Below are 17,276 nucleotides of genomic sequence, written 5' to 3' on the forward strand. Positions count from 1 at the left end.
CTCGTTTGCGCAGGTGAACCGCGCTCCGCCTGTCCCATCGTGTCCCACAGGTACTGCGTGCGATCCCGCCTCGGAGTCAGATTGTCCCTATCACCACACGGCAGAACAGCCGGCCCCCGGGACGGCCCCGCACGAGAGGTAGTGGCAGGACATGACCCAGTTCCTCAGCGCCAACGCACTCAGCATCAACGGCCGGCCGACCCAGCGGCGTGGAGTGAGGTTCACGCTCAACGGCGCGTTCTGGGCCCTTCAGACGCTGTTCGGTTTCTTCTTCGCGGGCAGCGGATTCGGCAAGGTTCTGCTGTACGACGGTGCCCTGTACGCTGCGGCGCCCCGGGCGGTGGCCTGGTATGCCGCGGTATCACAGCCCTTGATCGTCTTCATCGGCATCTGCGAGGTGCTCGGCGGCATCGGCCTGATCCTTCCGGCGCTGACGAGGGTCAAGCCGAAGCTGACGCCGCTCGCCGGCGCCGCGCTGGCGCTGACGATGATTCTCGCGGCCGCTTTCCACCTCTCGCGCGGCGAATTCGCCCTCGTGCCCGCGAACATCCTGCTGGGAGGCGTCTCGGCGGTCATCGCGGTCGGCCGCTGGCGCCGGCGGCCCATCGCACCCGCGCCCATCACCACGCCACGCGCGCTCACGGCGTTCGCGATCATCGTCGCGATGGCCCTGCTGGTCTTCGCTCCCACGTGGTACACGATGACCACGGTCCAGTTCTGACCACTCGGCACATGCGGGTCCCGGCGACGACAACGCGAGGACGTGCACAGGCCCTGTCCGGGCGTCGCGGGCAGGGCCTGTGCACGTCCTCGCAGGAGGCGCCACGGCTGCCGGCGTTCTGGCCCCTGCTCGGACGGCGGACCGAATCCGGACCGCCTGAACCCCATTAGGCTCCCTCTCATGGCGATCTTGTGGCGAGTCGGAGTCCTGGCTCTCGGCTTGGGGGTGCTGATGGCGTGCTCGGGCGAGGCGGCCGCGCCGGTACGGTCCCCCGTTCCCTCACCTTCGGCGACCGAGGCCGGCCGGGGTCAGTGGCGTCAGGTCGACCTTCCGGGCTTCAGCCCGGGCAGCGGCCTGGTGAAGATGGCCGTCACCGGTCCCTTGCAGGCGTGGGCGGGTGGTTACGAGGCATGGGCCACGGACCAGGCGAGCTTCGCCCTCCTCCTGCGCTGGGACGGCAAAGCCTGGCGTGAGGTCCCCGTCCCGGCGGACTTCGGTTTCATTTCCGTCGACGGCCTCGGCATGGACGACGACGGCGGATTGTGGCTCGCGAGCGACTCCGAGGTGGCACGGCTGCGGGCGGGCAAGTGGACGGTCCATCGGCCGTTCGGCATCGCACGTGGGCACTACTTCAGGGATCTCGCCACCGACGACGGACGGGTCACGCTGGTCGGCGGCAGCCCGACGGGGGCCATGGTCGTCGAGTGGGACGGCAAGGAGTTCCAGCTCACGCCGCAGAAGGACGGCGTGCTCACCGCCGTGACCGCCGGCAAGGGGCACACCTGGGCGGTGGGGGCGACGCCGCAGGAGAACCGCTGCGCGGGCGTCACCCCGATGATCATGCGCCAGGATCCGGATGACAGGAAGAAGAACCTGCCCCTCCAACGCGAGGACCTCGCGCCGATCCCCGACGGCGTGCTGTACGACGTCTGGCAGGCGGCGCCCGACAACGTCTGGGCGGTCGGCGCGATCAGTGCCGCGGCGTCTCACTCCAACCTGCCGAAGGAGTGCCCTCGCACGCCCGAACCACGCAAGGCGACCACGGCACCGCTGGTCATGCACTGGGACGGCGTCGCCTGGAAGCGAGTCGAACTTCCCGCCTGGGACGTCGCGCTGACCAGTGTCACGGTGACGGAGGACGGTCAGGTATGGGCCGGCGGCGACAGCGCGAGCCTGGTGCGTTACGACGGAAGCCGATGGACGATGGAACGCCCCCTGGTCAGCGGCCCGCACGACCGGGTCCACGTCTCCGCGATCCCCGGTGGATCCGGGCTTTGGGCGTACGGTTACCAGGACGGCGACAAGGAGTCCGGGAAGGCGTTCGTCTTGCGATCCGGCGACTGACGCACGCAGCCGGGCGCTTGACCGGCCGCATGCGAACGCGATGACCCGGGCCGGCCGGTCCAGGCGCAGGGTCCCGCCGCCAACGGTTGCTCAGGCCGCCGGCTCCGGCGCTCATACCGATCCTGGTCGCCCCGACCGTGCGGGAACGAGTCGGCCGGGGCGTCAAGAAGCGCACGCCGACCAGGAAGGACCGGATCAGAAAGACCGGCACCGCGATCAGGGCGGTCGGCATGCTCGCCTCGCTCACCGTCTCCAAGCGCGTCGTCCCGACCACCGTCCAGGTCTCGTGCCGTTGCCCGCCCGCATCCAAAGATGCGCCGCTCCTTCGCGGGGACGAGCGCGGAACCCGTTCGTGCGGACGTCGTAACGACCGGGCGGCGCCGGGACGCTGGAGGCAGAGATCCTCGAGCCATCAGGAGGCGCCGCCGTGATCCGGATACTGTCCGCCGTCGTTCTGGCCGGTTCGCCGGTCACCGCGCCCGCCGCCGAGGGGACCGGCCTGCGCGAGGACGTGGCCGCCATCCTCGCCACGGGCCAGACCGGAGTGCAGGCCCAGTACGTCGGCCCGGGGCGAAGCGCGTACGCCCACGCCGGGACGGGCCGGAGGGGCACGCGAACGCCCGTGCCCCGCGACGGCTACTTCAGAATCGCCAGCACCACGAAGACCTTCGTCGCCACCGTGGTGCTGCAACTGGCAGGGGAGGGCAGGCTGGCGCTCGACGACACGGTGGAGCGGCACCTGCCCGGGCTGATCAAGGGGCGAGGCAACGACGGCGCGAAGATCACGATTCGCGATCTTCTCCAGCACACCAGCGGGTTGTTCGACTACGTGGCCGATCCGCGGTTCGCGATCACCGGCAGGGCGAGCTGGCAGCGTCAGCGCCTGCGCCACTACAGCGCCCGGGAGCTGGTGAGCACCGCGCTGCGGCACCGGCCGCGGTTCGAGCCGGGGAGCCGCTGGGAATACAGCAACACCGGGTACATCGTGCTCGGCATGATCATCACCAGGGTGACCGGGCGGGCGTGGGGGGCGGAGGTCCGCGATCGGATCGCCCGTCCGCTCGGGCTGCGCCACACCTTCGCTCCGGACAACCCGCACCTGCCCAAGCCGCATGCCCGGGCGTACGTGAAGTTCGGCACGCGCTGGACGGACACGACCGTGGCGGCCGAGAACTATCCGGACGGCGGACTGGTCAGCACGATCGGCGACCTCGGCCGGTTCTTCCGCGCCCTGCTCGGCGGGCGGCTGCTGCCCGCCGAGCTGCTGGCCGCCATGAAGAAGACCGTCCCGATCGACGAGCCCGGCCTGCGCGGCCAGCGGTACGGGCTGGGGCTGATCTGGGTGCCGTTGAGCTGCGGCGGCGGCTACTGGGGACACGGCGGCGACGGGGCGGGGCACAAGAGCAGGGAGGGCGTCAGCGCGGACGGGCGGCGGAGCGCGGTCGCGTTCACCTACAGCATGACCACCGACCGCAGGTCCGCGCTCGCGCTCGAGGCGGCGCATCGGAAGCTGATCGACAACGCTCTCTGCGGCAAGCCTTAGCCGTCGCTAACGCTGCTGTGGTGCGATGAGATCATGGAGACTGTACTGGCTGGAGCCGTTGCCGTCGTGGGGACCCTCCTGGGATCTATCATCACGTACTGGTTACAACGCCGTGCGACCGATCATGCCGACAAGCGACTCAGAGGTTCCCAGCTGCGACAAGAGCGGATCGAGGCGTACGGCGCCTTCGCCGTGGCGGCGACCACGCTCCGGCAGGCGCGAGCCACCCGCTGGTACAGGCGACAGGACGATCCCGGAGGACCGACCTATCACGAGGCGCGCGCGGAAAGCGACCGAGCCCAAGGAACCGCTCTGCACGCCCTCTTCCGTGCGCAGATCGTCGCCGGCGACAACGACGTGACGGCCTGCGCCCAGGAAGCGCTGGACGCGATCGATGAAATTCGGCCGAACCTGGCGCGGGAGGATTTCCGAGGGAAGCTGGACGACAGCGAGCGGCTGCTCGCCCAATTCGTGGCGCACGCCTCGCGCGACGTCATGGACCGGGAGACGTCCCACGCTCTGCGAGAGCTGCCCCATTACCCGGATGCAGCCCGCAACGACCTCGAGTCATAGACCTCCGAGCGGGGGCGGGCGTTTCCACGACGTGAAACAGCGACCGGCGGCACCCACGGACACCACAGTCCTTTGTCACCCGCAGGAGGTGGAGCTTGCGCCGGGGCCCGCGTCCGGGAGGTAGCGGCGGCGCTCGGCCTCGGTGAAGGAACGGCCGGCCAGTCGGCACACCTCCTGCACGAGGCCCGCTTCCGTGCCGCCCAGATTCCACAGGTACACCTCGCCGCCGGCGCCGCCGGTAGCGAGGGTCTGTCCGTCGGGGCTGACGGCGATGGCCGTAACCAGCCCGGTCGTGCTGGAGATCGGGGCGCCGACCTGTGTGCCGGTGCGGAGGTCCCACAGCCGTACCGACACCTTGTCATCGGAGCCGGTCGCCGTCTCCAGCACCGCCATCGCCAAGGTCTTGCCGCCGGCGTCGAACGACATGTCGAGGATGCTCTCGCCGTAGACGCTGATGGCGGGATATCGGAGCCTGCGCGTGGCGGTGTCCCATACCTGGACCGTCGAGCCCTCGGCATGGTCGCCCGCGACGGCGGTCCCGAGCATCGTGCCGTCCGGGCTGAAGGTGATCGGCCAGGCTGTGTCCTGTTGCCTGGCGAAGGCCGGGCCGAGTGGGGCGGCGGTGGCCCGGTCTCTGAGCTGGATCTCCGACTCCGTGTAGAAGCCCCCCGAGGTGGTGTCGACCCGGTATTGACGTGCGACGGCCAGGGCGTCGCCGCCGGGACTGGGAATGATGAGGTAGTCGTCGTCCGACTGCCCCGACGCCGGTGTCTTGATCGGCTGCCGGGTCGCGGCGTCCCACGTCTCCAGCCGCAGTTCGTCCTCGCCGTGCACCGTCTGGGTCATCGACGTGGCGGCCAGAGATCTGCCGTGGTCGGTGAAGGTGACGAGATAGCTCGACGTCGAGGTCTTGGAGGAGTCTTTGCGAGTCAGCTCGCCGAGTGGTGTCCGGTCCGCCGCGTTCCACAGTTGGACTGTGGCGGGCTTGCCGGGCCACGTCTTCGGGTGGGAGGACCCGCCGGTGGCCAGCATCCGGCCGTCGCGGCTGAAGGCCACCGAAGCGGTGCCGCCGTTGCCGGTCCTGATGGGTGTGCCCCGAGGTCTCAGGGAGGCGGTGTTCCACAGTTGCACGGTTGCCAGCGCGTCGTTGTCGCGCCCGTCGGTGGCGTTACCGGTGATGGCGGCGAGGATGGTGCCGTCCGGGCTGAAGGCCAGCGACTCCACGACGCCGGTGTAGCTGGCCAGCGGCGCGCTCACCGGCCGTCGGCTCGCCACGTCCCAGAGCCGCGCTGTCCCGCCCTCTGCGGCGGCCAGCGTCATCCCATCGGCGCTGAACGCCAGGGCGCCGACCGCCGCGGCCGAGTCGGCGAGCGAGACGGCTGCGGGCACGGTGGCGTCCAGATCCCACACCCGGGTCGCCGCCTGCTTGCCCTTCCCCTCGTGAAGGGCGAGCAGTCCTCCGACAGGGCTGAAGGCCACGGCCGAGGCCATCCGGGACGACACAGCGGGCAGCGCTTCGCGGGATGCGACATCCCATACCCACACCTTGCTGGTATACCCGCCCGAGTCGCCGAATCCCGTACGATTACCCACCTGGGCGGCGAGTCTTCGTCCGTCTGCGTCGAAGCTGAAGGTGTCGACGGAGTCGATCTCGGCAGGCAACGGCAGCCGGACCAGGGCGCCGGTTCTGGTGTCCCATAGTCGCGCGGTCGCCCGCTCGTCCTGGGTGTTTCCCGTCCCGATGGCGATCGTGTGCCCGTCAGGACTGAAGGCGAGCGCTCCAATGATGGAGTTGTATGCGGGGTTGTCGGTGTAGTCCACGATGGCGCGTCCTGCCGGCCGTCGGGTGGCCACGTCCCACAACTGCACGTCGGGCACCTTCTCATCGCCCGGCCCCTGTCCGGCGACCGCCAGGGTCCGGCCGTCGGGGCTGAAGGCCAGCAAGTACGTGCAGTCCTCACGCGTGGCGAGCGGGCCGCCCAGGGGCTGACGAGTGGCCACATCCCAGAGCTGGACCGCCCCTCTGCGGCCGATGCCGCTCGCGTTGTAGGAGTCGGTCCCGACAGCGAGGATCTTGCCATCGGGGCTGAAGGCAAGGGACGACGACTGGACGCCCTGGGTTCGCAGGAGGGCAAGCTCCGGCCGCAGCGATGCGATCTTGAGCGGGAGCATCAGGTCCGCCGGTCGTGGAGACAGCCTCCAGGCCGCCACGGTGAGCAGGCGCGACAGCACCGGATCGCTGTGGGCGGACGTCTGCGCCTCGCTCAGAAGCTGCCGGGACAGGGCGAGGTCACGCTGCCGGTCGGCCTCGCCCAGAGCCGCCAGCAGGCGGCCGGAGATCACGGCGGCGATGACGAGGAGGACCGCCAGCGACGCGGTCAGCAGAGTGCGGACCCGATGGCGCCGGCGGATGCTTCTGCGCTCGGCGGCGGCCAGGGCGAGACCGGCGTCCAGGAACGCCTGCTCCAGCGCGTCCAACCCGGTCGCGGTCCGCGCGGCGGCCAGGCGGGTGTCGCGGTAGAGGAAGGCCGGATCCCGGCCGTGCGTGTCCCACTCGATGGCGTCCTGATGCAGCCGGCCGAGCAGGATCTGCGCCGCCTGGTCCTCCTCCAGCCACCCGCGCAGCCTAGGCCACGATCGCAGCAGGACATCGTGCGCGATCTCCGCGGAGTCCTCGTTGAGGACGACGAGCCGCTTGGCCGCGAACGCCTCCAGCACCTCCAGGTCCGTCCCGCCGGCGAGCCCCGGACGGCTGACCCGCCGCCGCGCCACTCGAGCGTCGCGGGTCACGACGGTCAGCCGTCTGAACACGGCGCTCGCGACCTGCCGTCGCTCCGGCGGAAAAGCGAGGTAGACGGACTCGGCGCTCGTCTGCACGGCGTGCGCGACCCCGCCGGCCAGGCCGTATCCGCGAGTGGTCAGCCGGTCGCCGGTACGATTCTCCCACGTGGCGAGCATCGTCTGCGATAACAGCGGCAGGGACCCCGCCTCGAACGTGCCCGCCTGCCCGAGCTCGGCGAGGATCGTGTCGGTGAGCCCGGGCTCGATGGTCAAGCCGGCCGCCTCGGCGGGGCCGACGATGGCACGCCTGAGCTCGGACTCGGTCATCGGGCCGACCACGAATTGGCCGTTTCTCATGGCGGCGGCCAGCAGCGGGTGGGCCGCGCACCGGTCGAGGAAGTCGCTGCGGACGGCCAGGACCACGATCGCCGCCGGGCTCGCGTCCGGTCCGCTGCGGGTGGCGGCCGCCGCGTGCAACGCCGTGATGAACGGCTGCGCGTCGTCGTGGTCGAAGACCTCCTCGAACTGGTCGACGACCAGCAGCAGCCGCTCCGCCGACCGGGACAGCGCCGCCTGCCGTACCAGAAGGGCGGCGTCCGCGGGCCGGGCGGCAAGCGCGTCGCGTACGGCGGCGCCGTCGGTGCCGGACAGCAGCGCCAGCCGGGTGGCCAGTTCTTCCAGTGGCGACATCGTGGGCGTCATGACGATCCGGGGCCAGGTGGCCGCCTGCGGGCGCAAGGAGCCTCGGGCCACCGCGGGCAGCAGCCCGGCCTGGATGAGGGAGGACTTGCCGACGCCCGACGAGCCGGAGACGATGACCATCGGCAAGCCGTCGAGCTGCTCGGCCACCTTGCCGACCAGTTCCGCGGTGAGCTGCTCACGGCCGTAGAAGATCTCCGTCTCGGTCTCGCCGAACGGATGCAGCCCGCGGTAGGGCGGCTCGTGTGCCCATCGCGGCCCGGGCGCCGCCCCGTCCTGGCCCGCGAGGGTGCGGCGTCTGATGGCGGCGATGTCATCACGCAGCAGCCGGGTGTGGGTCGCCTCGGTGCGCAGCAGATCCACGATCAGGCGGTGTTCCGCCCCGCGTTCGTCGATCCCCCGCTGGATCGTCGCCAACGCGGCGGAGATCTCCTCCAGCAGGAACGCGAACTCGCCGAAATCCCGGCCGAGTTCGGCGAACCCCTTGGTCAGGTGGGACTGCAGGCCGCGGTCGCCGAGCTCCACCGCCTCCGACAACGCGGTTCCCGCCGCGTCAGTGGCGCGCAGAACCGCGGCGAGGTCGGCCCTCAGCTCTTCTGCGGCAGGTCCGCCGCCGGCGAGCGTCTGGACGATCCGGTCCTGGATCTCGTCCTCGGCCTCCTCCCTGGTGCCCTCACGGAGTTTCGCGACCCCGGCCTTCAGGACGTCGGTCAGCACGTTGCCGCCGACGGCGGCGAGCACACCGACGCCGGCCAGCGCCACCGTCCCACTCACGCTCGCGGCGGCGGCCAGCAGCGGCCCGAACGCTCCGGCGCACAGCAGCCCGAGCACCGTCGGCCCCGACCAGCGTCGCGCGCCGACGCCGGCGGTGCCCGCCAGCCTGCCCAGGCGATGCCGGATGCCCTCCTGCATCTGCCGGATCCGCGTTTCCGGCGGCGGGCCCACGACTTCCACGATGTCGAATATGACTGATGAGCCCCGAATGAGCGATAGCACTGCTCGTGGATCTCGTCGCGCACGCGAGCAGGGGCGCCCCGCAAAGCCCGGGGACCTGCCGGCCGATAGTAATGGAGCCGCAGGTCAGATCTGCGCACGCCCGCGGGCATCCGGTGGTCACCGTCAAAGATCACTCGACCTCGTACATGCGAGACTTGAGCAGATCCTTGGCGTCCTCAAGGCGCATGTGAACGACCGATCCAGGCACCTGCCTCGCGCAGCGTCTCCTCAACCGATCTCCGTACCTCAGCCGCGGGGTCCTCCCCGGCCCACCCCAGCCAGTGGTCCGCCTCGCTCAACGCACGGAAGTCATCGGCAATCGGTCCATGCCCGGGATTGGCCGCATGCTCCCCGGTCGGCCGTCCATCGTCCCCGGCTTTCCAGCACCCGACGATCGCCTCCGGCGGCACATTCCCTGAGGCGTCGCGAATCTGCCGGTGGTCGATCGCGTAGACATACCCACCCGGCTGCGCCGATGCCTGCTCCAGAACCTGCCGCGGCACTTCCCGCCGCACCCACTTCTCCACCGCGCCGCCTCCTCCACGAACCCTCAGCACACAGATCCCCAGGGCCTACCAGACCTGACGGCACACGTCCAGGGCCCGGCTCCCGCCCCATCCGGCTCCCCTCCGGTCGGCACCGGCCAGAACCCGCCGCTCACTTCCCCTCTCGCCTTCCCTGCCGGGCGCAGCGACTGCATCACCGTGTACCGGCGGCCTGGGGGCACTCCTGCCCTGGTCGACAGCGGCACCGGCAACGACCCAAGCATCATCCTCAACACAGGAGACCCCGTGATCAACTGCGGCCGAGCGTCCGGGCCTCACCAGGCAGCCGCAGGGGTGACCGGGCCGCCAGGTGAAGGCCGGACCCGGTCGCCATAGTGTGGTCGCGAGTCGCGCCACTGGGCGCCGTGGCCGAACTGTGGGAGTGCTGTTTCACAAGTCGGAGTAGCCAGCCGGGTAGCTGACGTCTCCCCCAGTGGCGCCTTGCCGGCCTACCGGTGCTGGGTGTCGCCGTCCTACGAGGCCGCGGCGGGCCGAAGGCGAGGCGGTGGGGAGAATAGCCGACCGGAACCTCGGCGATCAGTGCGCCGGTGCCCCGTGGCGTGGGCGGACCGGAGCCGGGCATGACGAGCACCCGCGCGGTCATGGGACGCGGGCTTGGCGGACCCGCCGGACACCAGATCAGCAAGGCTCAGCCCCCCGCCCCCGTCGGCCGGGCACAGGCCAAGCCGGCAAGACGGGCGCGAAACCCGAACCCAGGGACGGAAGGCGGAGAAGGGACTGGAGGGAAGGCTTCGGCGCTCCTTCAGGGTGAGACCGGCGGGGACGCGCAGGGGTGCATTACCAGCGCAGTGTGCGTCACCACCGCAGTCCCGGCAACAGCCGCCCCCACCCGGGACCCGGCCACCGCCCCAACCCGGGCCCAGCCGCCGGGTGCCGGCCTCCCGGCCGCTACCGTTCTGGCGTGTCATCACGCCATCGCCCCAGCTCAGCCTCCGGCCTGGCAGGCCACCCCACACACCGCCCGAGCACATCGCCTTCCTCGTTTGCCGCTTCGATGCCTACCTGCGACAGCCCGTTCTATGCGGACGCCGCCAGTCGATGACTTTGAGGTCAGTACGTACGACGTTGAGCCCGCCGGCCGTACGCGACGGCGACGCGCACACATCGAGGCGGCCATAGCGGTCCGGGGCGGAGCCGGTACGGCCGGCCGGCAGCGGCTCAGGCGCCGGCTGGACCCCGGACGGCCCCGTCGACCCATGCGATCACGTCCAGTTCGATGCGCAGCGGCGGATAGAGCGTCGCACCGATGGTGGTCCGGGCCGGGCGTGTCCGGGGAAATTCCGCCAGCCACACTTCGTTGTAGGCGTCGAAGTCGTTCATGTCCGCCAGATAGGCCGTGACCTTCAGGATGTGATGAGTCTGAGCACCGGCGTCGGACAGAACTTTCCGCACGTTGTCGAAGGCTTTGCCGGCCTCGTCCTGAAACGTTCCGCCGACGGGACGCCAGTGTTCGTCGACGCCGATCTGACCCGAGAGCAGCAGGAGGTCCCCCTGACGGCGGTAGGACGGGGCGGGCGGTGAGGGAACGTCGTGGTGGTTCATCAGAGTCTCCCGGCGAGTTGGAACGGCAGCAACCGCTCCGGAACGGTTCGGTTTTCGATCATGTCGGCGATCGCCTCGCCGGTGGCGGGCGCCAGAGTGACGCCGAGCATGCCGTGGCCGGTGGCCAGATACATGCCCGGAAGCTCCGGTACCGGTCCCAGGAAGGGCAGGCTGTCCGGGGTCGCCGGTCGGAGCCCGGCTCGGCCCGCGCGCCCGTAGTTCTCCTCGGCAGGACGCCAATCGGCGAGGTAACTTCGCGCGCCCTCCACGATCTGGCGGATTCGCCGTGGATCGGCCGACGCGGTGCGCGATCCACCGAGTTCGAGCACACCGGCGATGCGCAGCCACCGGGCAAGAGGGGTGATTCCGATCTTGTCTTCGGCGGCGTACAGCGCGTGGCGCGGGCGGTGCCCCTCACCGAGCAGGTCAATCGCGTACCCCTTGGCCGGGACGACGGGCAGGCGCACTCCCAGCGGTGCGAGCACGGAGTTGGAGGCGGCCCCGAGAGCGACCACGGCGATGTCCGCGCGCACGGGCCCGGCCGGCGTGTCCAGCCGCCAGCCATCGCCGTCCCTGCTCATCGCCGTGACCGGCGTGTGGTCCAGGATTGCGCCGCCGAGGCCGCGCAGGCGTTCGGCCAGGCCCGCGGTGAGGGACAGGGGGTCGACGTGGCGGTCGATCGACATCCGCAGCGCCGCCCCCACGGTGCCGCTGATCGCCGGTTCGCGCTCGCGGGCCTCCGCCGGGCCGAGAAACTCGACCTCGCCCTGATAGCCGCGCCGTTGCAACGCTTGAATCGATTCCTGGAAGTCGGAGAGGCCGTCACGATCACGGGCGAGGGCGAGCAGGCCGGCGCCGTGCATCTCGAAACTCACCCCGTCGGTGCGGTACGCGTCGAAGAGGTCGAGGGTGTTCTGGTTGAGGTCGAGCAGCGCACGAACACCGCGGTCGAAAACCGCGGGCGAGGAAGCAGACCGGAATCGCCACAGCCAACGCAGCCACGAGGCGTCCAGTCGCGCCTTGATGACGAGCGCACCATCGGGACGAAGTGCGTGCCGCAGTCCGGTGCGCAGAACGCCGGGAGCCGAGAGGGGGACCGACAGCGAAGGGGTGATCCAACCGCCGTTGGCCGCGGAGGCACCGTCACCGACCCGTCCCGCGTCCAGCACGGTGACCTCGAAACCGCGGCGGGTCAGGCTCCACGCGCACGCCAGCCCGATGACCCCGCCACCGACGACCGAGACTTTCATGAGTGCAGTCCATCCTCAGCTGTTCTTTCCACCAGCCCCAGGAGTGTCTCGCGGTTTCTTCCAGCGGGGATTTCGACAAGCGTCGACCGTTTCCCGCGCCGATGGCGACACCTGGCGGACTCATCCCCCGCACGGAAGCGCTACCTCTGTCTGTTGACAGGGAGGGTTCGCGGTTCTTGCCATGCGGATGAGCACGTCGTCGGTGCCGAAGGCGACGAGTTCGTGGACGCGGGGGCCGGCGGAGAAGACGATGCAGCCGAGCACGCGGGCGCGAGGCGGGGCCGAGGCCGAGGCGGCGGTTGACGTCGGCGATCGCGTTCAGATGGGCGTTGCCGTTGTTGGGCTTGCGCTTGAGCACGGTCAGCATGTGGGCGCGGGCGGCCGGCGTGATGGCCGGGAAGGAGCGGGGCTCCGTTCAGCGCCTCAAACGCGGTGATCATGAAACTGATCCATGAGTAGCGGGATCGCGGGGGAAGAAACTTCAGCCAGCCCAGCCAGCCGACGAGACGCAGCGCGGCCAGACAGGTCTGCACCCACTGATGACATTCTTCTTCCGGACGATTCGCCGTCACGGCGAACTTCCCTTCTCGATCACAGCGCCGGGCCTTCCGGCGGCCGCACGAAAGGTCTCGCCGGCCATCTCGAGAAGAGTTTCCGCAAGAACAGTAGAACGTCGCTGCGTCAACACAGGGCGGCAGAGAGCCGGGCGGAGGAGTCCTATACTCCCCGGGTCACGTTCCTTTCACCCCGAGCGCGCTAGTCATCTCGGGAGGGATAAAACCCATCCAGGAGCTTATGGGCGATCCAGTTGCCTGATCTGTGTCGCCCACCTCGGGTCGCCGGCCCTCGCGCGTGGCTCCATCCATCCGCCGCTCCGCCGGCAGTCCTGAGACGTCCGCGCCCCGGTGGTCCGATGGGCGGTGTGCTCCAGATCCAGCCAGCCGCGTCCGAGCAGGTCTGGTTCACCTCTGCCAGGACCGCGGCGAGCAACGTGGCGCCGTCGAGCGAGGCTCTGGATCGGGACACGATGCTGGCGCGGTGCGGAACCGGGCTCCTCGAAGACCTGCCTTCGCGCGCGTGCACGAAGCACGCGCGCGAAGTAATCGCCTATGGCTGAGACGCGTGCGGGAATCGGCGCCAAACCGGCGATCTTCGTTCGGTGCCTGAGCGTGCCTGACGCCGACAGGCGTCATCGGTACGGCCCGCCCGGATGTCCTTCCTCCCCAGCGAGATATCAGCCGTAGACGGTGGCGTGCTCCCCGACGGACGCGTCGCGCATGGTGAACCGCGCGCCGGTCAGGCGCGCCTTGGCGGTACCGTCGGCGGCCATGATCGGCGTGTCCACGCCGGTCAAGGCCAGGTCGCTGCCGGTGGGCTGGAGGTCCTTGAGCTTGCCGCCGAGGCGTACCGGGCCGGCCGCATACAGGGTACCGGTCGGGGTGATGAGGTCGACCTCTGCGTCGAGGTGCAGGTCGCCGGCGAAGCGCACCTGGCTCAGGCTGTCCTCGTTGCCCTCGCCGAGTGCGCCGCCGGAGGGCCGCGGCCAGCTGGCGCGCAGCATCACGCGGCCGCCGAGGGCGTCGCTGTGACCGACCGTGGCCAGGCGTGACATCTGGGCCAGGACGCCGGCGCCGCCATCGTGCTTGCCGGGCTCGAACAGCAGGATCTCGGCGCCTGCCGCCTTGAGGTGGTCGCCGGCCACGTCGATGCGCTCGGTCTTGCCGTTGATCTCGACCTCGATGCTGCCTTCCATCGACACCTGCATGATCATCGTGGGGTCGACGAGCATCGACATGAACGGGGCCGCGCTCGGGGCGAAGAACAGGGTGGGCGTGGTGCCGGTCGGCTGGTTGTCGTCGTCGGCCGGGTACCACGCCTCGGGCAGGGTGGTGGCGCGCAGCACGTTCGGCGCGTGGGCGATGTCGAACGGGCCGTCGCCGCGTGGGGTGCCGTGGTAGGGCCGGGTGAGCGGCTTGTTGTACGGGGGGACGTTGTCGATGACGGCGTAGGTGTCGATGGCGTTGCGGTGCGTCAATCGCAGGGTGCCGGTCTCCAGGATGCCGAAGCGGCGCAGATGCATCTGCGCGGGGAAGTTCTTGCCCGGCGCGATCTGCCGCACGAGCCCGAGGCTGGGCAGCAGCGGGTTGGACACCAGCTGGATACGGTCGTCGAGTTCGTAGCTGAAGCCCTTGACGCCGGCCTCGGGAGCGCCGGCCAGTTCCTGCTCGAGCTCGGCGTAGCCGTCCTTGTCCACGCGGGTCTCGAAGCCGGGCATCGGCCAGGTGTTGATCTGGACTAACCCGGAGAGGTTGACCGTCTCGCGGCGGCCCGCGTAGTAGTCGTCGCCGAACACGACGGTGGTACCGGCGAGGAGGTGGGCCCCCGGGGGGCATCGCGCGGCAGGAGCAGACGGACATGACGAGCTTGCCCTCCTTGGCCGCCATCGCGAGCGCGGCCCGGAGCCGGCAGCCTCAATCAGCCGATCGGTGGTGCGAGGTATTCCAGCGCGTAACCCTCGCCGGAGGGGGTTACGCGGGCGATGCCGGGTGAGTCGAGGTGGGCGCCGGCTACGAAGTGGTGTGGCTGGGTCAGTTGCCGCAGGAGGGCCGCTCGCGCGGCACGGGCCTGGGACTGGTCGCCGTCGAGCTCCCAGGACACGTTCGGCTGCTCGAATTGGAGCGTGGGAACGTGAACGGTGTCGCCCCAGACGAGAAGATGGCCGGCGCTGCTCCTGACGTCGTAGACGGTGTGACCGGGCGTGTGGCCCGGTGTCGGGATCGCGGTGGTCCAGTCGTTGATCGCGATCTTCTCCGACACCGGTACGACCCGGTCGCGGATCGGCTCGAGCCGCCCGGTGAACACCGAGGTGTCGCCCGCGCCGATCCACACGCGCTCGAGTTTGGCGAACGCCTCTGAACCGTCCGGCGCGATCAGGCCGCTCACGTGGTCTTCGTGCCTGTGGGTGATGGCCACATCGGTGACATGCGCGCGATCGACTCCCGCTTCGTCGAGCGCGTCGTAGATCAATCCCATGGTGGGGTCGTGCCAGGCGTTGGACGCACCGGTATCGATGAGAACCGACCGCGTGCCGTCGGTGACGAAGAAGGCGTTGACCGACAGCCGCAAGTTGTCGCCGGCCAGCGGGACGGCGGCTGGCAGCTCGACGAGCGTGCGCCCACCCTCGTCGCGCAGCCGTGTCGGCGGCATGTCGATGTACCCGTCTCGCAACGAGATCACCTGCAGATCGCCGAATTCGAACGTGGCATGGTGCCGGCCACTCGAGATCAAACGCATGGAACCTCCGTCATGTTGGATACACATCGCGTGTCTTCAATAGAAGATCATATCTTCTTTAGAAGAAACCCTACACTGTGGGCGGCGAGACACTCAACAATCAAGGAGCACGGTGGTCGAGCAAGACGCAAACGAGGCCGAACCACAGCACGGTGACGACCTGGCCGGCGCATTCGGCGGTAACGTGCGGCGACGCCGCGAGGAGGCGGGCCTGACGCTGGAGCAGTTGTCCGCACAGTCGTCGGTCAGCCGGGCGATGCTGTCCAAAGTCGAACGCGGTGAGAAGAGCCCGACGATTGGCGTCGCGTCCAGGATCGCCCACGCTCTCGACGCCTCGCTCTCGGACCTGATCGGCGCGTCGGCCGCTGCCGCGCCCGGTGTGGCCGTTGTCATGCGCAAGAACGATCGCCCCGTTTTCCGTGACCCGGAAACCGGCTTCGAGCGGCACATGGTGTCAGCGGCCCCAGGCGCGGGAGGAGCCGAGATGATCGTCCACTACCTCCCCGCGCAGGTCTCTACCGGGCTGCTGCCCGCGTATCCGCCGGGTACGGAGAAACAACTCGTGGTACTCGAAGGCACCCTCACCGTCGCGATCGGCGGCATCAACGAGACCTTGAACACAGGCGACTCCCTGTTCCTCCAGGCCGACGCGGACCACGGCTTCGCCAACCGAACGAACGCTCCCTGCGAATACATCATGGTCATCTCGCGCAGAACCTGATCGGCCGCAGCTTGCGGGCTTGAACGGAGCCGGTTAGGGCATCGCCACACTCACGACATTCTCCGGGAAGCCGGCTTGCGAGCAGCCGCATTGATCGCGTAGGCGTCACTGCTGCGCCACACAATGCGGTCATGAGCTATGACCTGGCTGTCCGGGAAGGCGCGCCGCCGGCGGAGGACAAGGCGACAGCCGTCGCCGCGGGCCAGCAGGTTCGCCATCCTGGCCAGGACGGGCCGGGAGTCGATCGCCTGTCCCCGGGCCGGCCAGGCCGAACCGGTGGGCGTGCGTGCCGCCTACGCGCTCCCGGGCACGGCGGGCCTGGCCGTCACCGCCGTCCTGTGATTCCAGCTCCCGCCCGACCATGTCGAGACCGCCGCCCCCGCGCATGGCCCGCCGACCATGGCCGTGACGTCCCGCGGCCTCGGCCCGGCCAAGATCGGCCGCACCCTGGCCCCGGCGTGGGTCACCCACCGGCTCGCCGCGGCCGCCGGGCTCGGCCGGTGGACGCGTGATGACGTACACAGCCGCGAGTCAACCACCAAAAGATCTTGAAACTTCTTCGAAAGCCGGGAATCACGATCACTACCTAACGGTTATATCGCGACATAACCATTAAAGAGAGGTGGAGATGGCGACGAAGCGGTGCTGGCCGACCACCTCTGACGAACGAAAGGTTTGATCATGTCCCGTCTTGCCCTCATCCAGCCCGGCACCGCCACCGGCAAGGCCGCCGACCTGCTCACCGGGGTGCAAAAGGCCCTCGGTGTCACGCCCAATATGACCAAGGCGATGGCCAACAGCCCGGCCGTGCTCAAGGCATACCTGGACTTCTCCGGCGCCCTGGCCGGCGGTGCGCTACCCGCCGCGGTCCGTGAACGGATCGCGCTGGTGGTGGCTCAGGAGAACGGTTGCGACTACTGCCTGTCGGCGCACACTTACATCGGCACCAACCTGGCCGGGCTGTCGGCCGAGGAGGCAGAAGCCGCCCGCCACGGCAGCGCCTCCGACGCCCAGGCGCAGGCCGCCCTGGTCCTGGCCGTCGCGCTGGTCCGCACCCGCGGCGACCTGGAGGACAGCGATCTGAAGGCCGCCCGCGAGGCCGGGCTGTCCGACGGTGAGATCGCCGAGGTCGTCGGCCACGTCGCGCTCAACGTGTTCACCAACTACTTCAACAAGACCGCTCAGACCGAGATCGACTGGCCGCTCGTCCAGCACTGATCAACTCCGGTACGGCTCGCGCCCACAC

General features: G+C 69.7%; 15 protein-coding genes. 9 read left to right on the plus strand and 6 right to left on the minus strand.

Features of this window, described 5'->3' with window-relative positions; all coding sequences use genetic code 11:
* The first annotated feature begins 151 nt into the window (after positions 1 to 151).
* The 4 genes from FVE25_RS13550 to FVE25_RS13565 all read left to right on the plus strand — a co-directional run bounded on the left by FVE25_RS13550 (position 152) and on the right by FVE25_RS13565 (position 4,181).
* A complete protein-coding gene (locus tag FVE25_RS13550; RefSeq protein ID WP_157246916.1) occupies positions 152 to 721 on the plus strand; it encodes a DoxX family protein in 570 nt (189 codons plus the stop codon).
* A gap of 180 nt (positions 722 to 901) precedes the next feature.
* Positions 902 to 2,065 carry a hypothetical protein gene (locus FVE25_RS13555; RefSeq protein WP_157246918.1) on the plus strand — a complete coding sequence of 388 codons (1,164 nt, stop codon included), beginning with the start codon at positions 902 to 904 and terminating at the stop codon, positions 2,063 to 2,065.
* Positions 2,066 to 2,492: 427 nt separating this feature from the next.
* On the plus strand, positions 2,493 to 3,608 hold the full coding sequence (locus tag FVE25_RS13560; protein ID WP_219825484.1) for a serine hydrolase domain-containing protein: 1,116 nt from the start codon (positions 2,493 to 2,495) through the stop codon (positions 3,606 to 3,608).
* A gap of 33 nt (positions 3,609 to 3,641) precedes the next feature.
* On the plus strand, positions 3,642 to 4,181 hold the full coding sequence (locus FVE25_RS13565) for an SNARE-associated domain-containing protein (RefSeq protein WP_157246920.1): 540 nt from the start codon (positions 3,642 to 3,644) through the stop codon (positions 4,179 to 4,181).
* Positions 4,182 to 4,256: 75 nt separating this feature from the next.
* Here the strand turns inward: FVE25_RS13565 and FVE25_RS13570 are convergent, their stop codons facing one another.
* From FVE25_RS13570 to FVE25_RS13585, 4 genes are all read right to left on the minus strand, one after another.
* On the minus strand, positions 4,257 to 8,615 hold the full coding sequence (locus tag FVE25_RS13570) for a WD40 repeat domain-containing protein (RefSeq protein WP_157246922.1): 4,359 nt from the start codon (positions 8,613 to 8,615) through the stop codon (positions 4,257 to 4,259).
* 218 nt (positions 8,616 to 8,833) lie between these two features.
* The gene (locus tag FVE25_RS13575; RefSeq protein WP_157246924.1) at positions 8,834 to 9,184 is read right to left on the minus strand and encodes a hypothetical protein; all 351 of its coding nucleotides are present in this window, start codon (positions 9,182 to 9,184) and stop codon (positions 8,834 to 8,836) included.
* Between the two features lie 1,197 nt (positions 9,185 to 10,381).
* Positions 10,382 to 10,765, minus strand: a complete 384-nt coding sequence (locus tag FVE25_RS13580) for a RidA family protein (protein ID WP_157246926.1) — start codon at positions 10,763 to 10,765, stop codon at positions 10,382 to 10,384.
* Positions 10,765 to 12,015 (minus strand): NAD(P)/FAD-dependent oxidoreductase, encoded by a 1,251-nt coding sequence (locus tag FVE25_RS13585; protein WP_157246928.1) that lies wholly within the window; start codon positions 12,013 to 12,015, stop codon positions 10,765 to 10,767. The genes FVE25_RS13580 and FVE25_RS13585 overlap by 1 nt, the downstream gene beginning before the upstream one ends.
* 922 nt (positions 12,016 to 12,937) lie before the next feature.
* Here FVE25_RS13585 and FVE25_RS13590 point away from each other — a divergent pair.
* Positions 12,938 to 13,132, plus strand: a complete 195-nt coding sequence (locus FVE25_RS13590) for a hypothetical protein (RefSeq protein WP_219825485.1) — start codon at positions 12,938 to 12,940, stop codon at positions 13,130 to 13,132.
* Positions 13,133 to 13,249: 117 nt separating this feature from the next.
* Here FVE25_RS13590 and FVE25_RS13595 read toward each other — a convergent pair whose 3' ends face one another.
* Both FVE25_RS13595 and FVE25_RS13600 read right to left on the minus strand, forming a co-directional pair.
* Positions 13,250 to 14,515 (minus strand): DUF6004 family protein, encoded by a 1,266-nt coding sequence (locus tag FVE25_RS13595; RefSeq protein WP_281367853.1) that lies wholly within the window; start codon positions 14,513 to 14,515, stop codon positions 13,250 to 13,252.
* On the minus strand, positions 14,491 to 15,309 hold the full coding sequence (locus FVE25_RS13600; RefSeq protein ID WP_157246932.1) for an MBL fold metallo-hydrolase: 819 nt from the start codon (positions 15,307 to 15,309) through the stop codon (positions 14,491 to 14,493). Before FVE25_RS13600 ends, FVE25_RS13595 begins: the two co-directional genes overlap by 25 nt.
* 112 nt (positions 15,310 to 15,421) lie before the next feature.
* On the opposite strand from FVE25_RS13600, the gene FVE25_RS13605 reads away from it, so the two are divergent.
* The 4 genes from FVE25_RS13605 (at position 15,422) to FVE25_RS13620 (ending at position 17,248) form a co-directional block, all read left to right on the plus strand.
* Positions 15,422 to 16,030 carry a helix-turn-helix domain-containing protein gene (locus FVE25_RS13605; RefSeq protein WP_157246934.1) on the plus strand — a complete coding sequence of 203 codons (609 nt, stop codon included), beginning with the start codon at positions 15,422 to 15,424 and terminating at the stop codon, positions 16,028 to 16,030.
* Between the two features lie 138 nt (positions 16,031 to 16,168).
* Positions 16,169 to 16,372 carry a hypothetical protein gene (locus FVE25_RS13610; RefSeq protein WP_157246935.1) on the plus strand — a complete coding sequence of 68 codons (204 nt, stop codon included), beginning with the start codon at positions 16,169 to 16,171 and terminating at the stop codon, positions 16,370 to 16,372.
* Between the two features lie 57 nt (positions 16,373 to 16,429).
* Positions 16,430 to 16,582 carry a hypothetical protein gene (locus tag FVE25_RS13615; RefSeq protein ID WP_157246937.1) on the plus strand — a complete coding sequence of 51 codons (153 nt, stop codon included), beginning with the start codon at positions 16,430 to 16,432 and terminating at the stop codon, positions 16,580 to 16,582.
* A 129-nt stretch (positions 16,583 to 16,711) separates the two neighbouring features.
* On the plus strand, positions 16,712 to 17,248 hold the full coding sequence (locus tag FVE25_RS13620) for a carboxymuconolactone decarboxylase family protein (RefSeq protein ID WP_157246939.1): 537 nt from the start codon (positions 16,712 to 16,714) through the stop codon (positions 17,246 to 17,248).
* Positions 17,249 to 17,276 lie beyond the last annotated feature (28 nt).

Source organism: Nonomuraea typhae, assembly GCF_009760925.1.
In the GTDB taxonomy this organism is placed as follows: Bacteria; Actinomycetota; Actinomycetes; order Streptosporangiales; family Streptosporangiaceae; genus Nonomuraea; species Nonomuraea typhae.